Genomic DNA, 2,994 nt, shown 5'->3' with positions numbered 1-2,994 from the left:
GGTAGGCGCCGAGGCCGCGGGGAGGGGCGGCACTCGCCCGGACGGTGAAGGTGGGGGGCTTCGCCGCGGGAAAGACTCTGGCGGAGTGCGGGAAGCTGTTCAAGCCCTATACGGGGAACGGCTTTTCACAGTTATTCGGGAAAGCTGTGAAAGTGGTCCGGCTTGGTGTGCGGCGTATATGGTGAGCCACCGACCACGGGTAACACCCCCCACGTACCCGGAAGAACCATGCCGACCGTTCCGCAACGACCCGATTCGGATGACGCCCATTCCGGCGCCGATTTCGCCGCCGTGTTCGCGGCCGCGCTGCGAAGACGCGACCTGCCCCTGGAGCGCGTCCGCGACCGGCTGCGGGCCCGCGGCATCAGCGTCGGGCTGGCCACCCTCAGCTACTGGCGCAGCGGCCGCAGCCAGCCGGAGCGGCCCGAGTCGCTGCGGGCCGTGGACGCCCTGGAGCCGCTGCTGGGGCTGCCCGCCGGCACGCTCAGCTCGCTGCTCGCCTCGCGCCGCCCGCGGGGCCGCGCCGCGCGCTACGACCCGGAGGTCGGCCGCCGGGTCTACGCCGACGACCCCTATCTGCGCGAGGCGCTGGGGGACGAGAGGTTCGCGCACTTCAACGAGGGCCTCCAGTCCACGGTGATCCACACCACCGTCACGCTCAACCGGCACCGCGCGGTCTGCGAGCTGGCCACCACCCATGTGGTGCGGGCCCGGCGCAACGGCGTGTCGGAGCTGACGGTGGTGGTGGCGATGGACGACCTGGAGCTGCCGGACGGCGGGGTCGCCTTCGAGGTGCGCTACGGGGAGTCCGCCCGGGTCACCCGGCTGCCCGAACTGGGCTGCCTGACCGCCGACATACTCTTCGGCCGCACGCTCGCCAGGAACGAGACGGCCGTGGTCGACTACACCGTCCGGATGGCCGGCGCCACCACGCCCTCGCACAGCTACGAGCGCCGCGTCCCGGCCGCCCTCCGGGCCTTCCTGCTGCACATCCGCTTCGACCCGGGGGCGCTGCCGGCCGTCTGCCACCCCTACTTCCGCGAGCACGTGGGCGCCCAGGCGCGGCGCGGCGCCCGACTGGTCCTGGACGCCTCGCACACCGCGCACCTGGTGCCCGCCCGCTGCGCCCCCGGCGTCCACGGGGTCCACTGGGAGTGGCCGCGAGACGACGATGGGAAATCCGCGGATTTCGGGAGCGGAGCGGCGGACTGACGCGGCAGTAATCCCGTGGACGGAGGCGGGTGAATTCACGGCCGTGGAAAAGCCGGAAAAGGACGTGAATTCACCGTGCCGGGAAGGGCGCCGGAGCCGGCGGCGTCACAGCCGCTTGGCGCTGCGCAGCCCCTTCGCGTAGAAGCCGTTGCCGTCCAGGCGGGAGGTGCCGCCGGTGTTGGCGATGGTGGGGCCGTTGATCTCCTCGCGGCTGGAGATGAACACCAGGTGGCCCTGGGTGTCGTAGCCGACGACGATGCCCGAGTGGTCCAGCCGCTCACCGGTGCGCTGGTCGAACTTGAAGAAGACCAGGTCGCCCGGCTGGAGCTGGTCGATGGCGGTCGGGCGGTCCTTGGCCGCGATGCCCTTCAGCGGCAGCACGTCGACGCCCCGCTTGGAGCGCGCCATGCCGTTGGCGGTGCGCGGCAGGCCGTCACCGGACGACTTGTCCGAGGACATCAGCGGGTAGCGCATCCGGTAGCCCATCACCATCCGGACGAAGCCCGAGCAGTCGATGGCCTTCGCGCGCATCGCCTCCGGCTGGCCGACCGTCCCGTCCCGGAAAGGGTACGGGGTGCCCAGGAAGTCGTAGAAGTCGGACTGCTCCAGGCGCAGGTCGCCGCCCTCGGCCCCGGTGGTGTTGAGCGGGCCGAAGTTCGCGTCGCCGGCGTACACCACGCCCTGCGGGTCCTTCTTGGCCGGGGCGCCCGCCGTGTACTGGAAGGACGCGGCGAAGACGTCGTCCTCCTTGCTGTCCTTGTTCTCGGCGTACCAGTCCTGGAACCACTTCTCCTTCTCGGCGCCCTCCTTCCACTCCTCGGGCATCAGCCGCACCCAGTCGGTGGTGGAGATCTTCGGAGCGGAGGCGGTCGCCTCGGTGAGGGTGCGGGCCGGGCCGGTCAGCGTCGCGGTGCGCGCCCCGTCGGTGAGCACCGCCTTGACCCGGCCGTCCGCGCCGCGCAGCACGCTGCGGGCCGGGTTGGCCAGCCGCGACCAGCCCTCCTTGCCCTTCTCCTGGCCCTTGCCGCCGCCGGAGCCGGCCGCGCCGTCCATGACGCCGACGTTGCGGACCTCCACCACCCCGGGCTGCTCGTGGGTGCGCAGCTCGACGGTGAGGTACGCGGAGGCGCCGACGAGCCCGAGGACCACGAGCCCCGAGACGACCGGGCGTGACTTCTTCTTACCTGCCATCGTTCTTCCTCGATTCTCGGGCGGCGGTACGCGGGCGGTGTTCCTCAGACGGCCGGCATGATGCCGAGCAGCAGGCCGGCGGCGACCACGATGTACGCCATCAGCGACACCGTTCCGGTGGCCAGCAGCGTCGGCCCCTTGGGCTGGCGCACCAACTGGTAGGCGATCAGGCCGGGAACGATGAAGCCGAGCGTCTGGTTGCCGTACAGCAGTGGGAACTCCAGCGAGAGCACGATCATCACGGTGGCCTGGAGCAGCACGCCCAGCAGCACCACCGCGGCGAACAGCCGCTTGCCGTACAGGATCACCAGCTTCTGCATCAGCTTGGTGCCGGCGTAGGTCAGTGCGGTCACGCCGACCACCATGGCGGTGCGCTGGAGGTCCTCGATGAGGGTGAGGGCCAGCCAGCCCGGCGTGATCATGCCACCGGGGGAGAGGTTGGTGGTCAGGTAGCACAGCAGCGAGAAGAGCAGGCCGATGGCGATGCCGAGGGCTGCCATCTCGGGGGTCAGGGCGGCGGTGGTCAACGGGGTCTCCGGGCGAGGCTGTGGGACGTGGACGAGGCGGTCGGCGGCGCGGGGCCGTCCGGCG

General features: G+C 71.3%; 3 protein-coding genes. 1 reads left to right on the top strand and 2 read right to left on the bottom strand.

Annotated features, from left to right (window positions below; genetic code table 11):
- Window positions 1-291 precede the first annotated feature (291 nt).
- Window positions 292-1,212: a hypothetical protein gene (locus tag C6N75_RS24490; RefSeq protein ID WP_105871067.1), complete on the top strand. Its 921-nt coding sequence runs from the start codon at window positions 292-294 to the stop codon at window positions 1,210-1,212.
- A gap of 105 nt (window positions 1,213-1,317) precedes the next feature.
- Here C6N75_RS24490 and C6N75_RS24485 read toward each other — a convergent pair whose 3' ends face one another.
- Both C6N75_RS24485 and C6N75_RS24480 read right to left on the bottom strand, forming a co-directional pair.
- Entirely contained in the window at window positions 1,318-2,403 is a 1,086-nt protein-coding gene (locus C6N75_RS24485; protein ID WP_105871066.1) for a C40 family peptidase, read from the bottom strand.
- A 44-nt stretch (window positions 2,404-2,447) separates the two neighbouring features.
- Window positions 2,448-2,930: a poly-gamma-glutamate biosynthesis protein PgsC/CapC gene (locus C6N75_RS24480; protein ID WP_105871065.1), complete on the bottom strand. Its 483-nt coding sequence runs from the start codon at window positions 2,928-2,930 to the stop codon at window positions 2,448-2,450.
- Window positions 2,931-2,994 lie beyond the last annotated feature (64 nt).

The organism is Streptomyces solincola, assembly GCF_002982015.1.
Lineage (GTDB): Bacteria > Actinomycetota > Actinomycetes > Streptomycetales > Streptomycetaceae > Streptomyces > Streptomyces solincola.
This window is presented reverse-complemented; position numbering and strand designations above follow the sequence as displayed.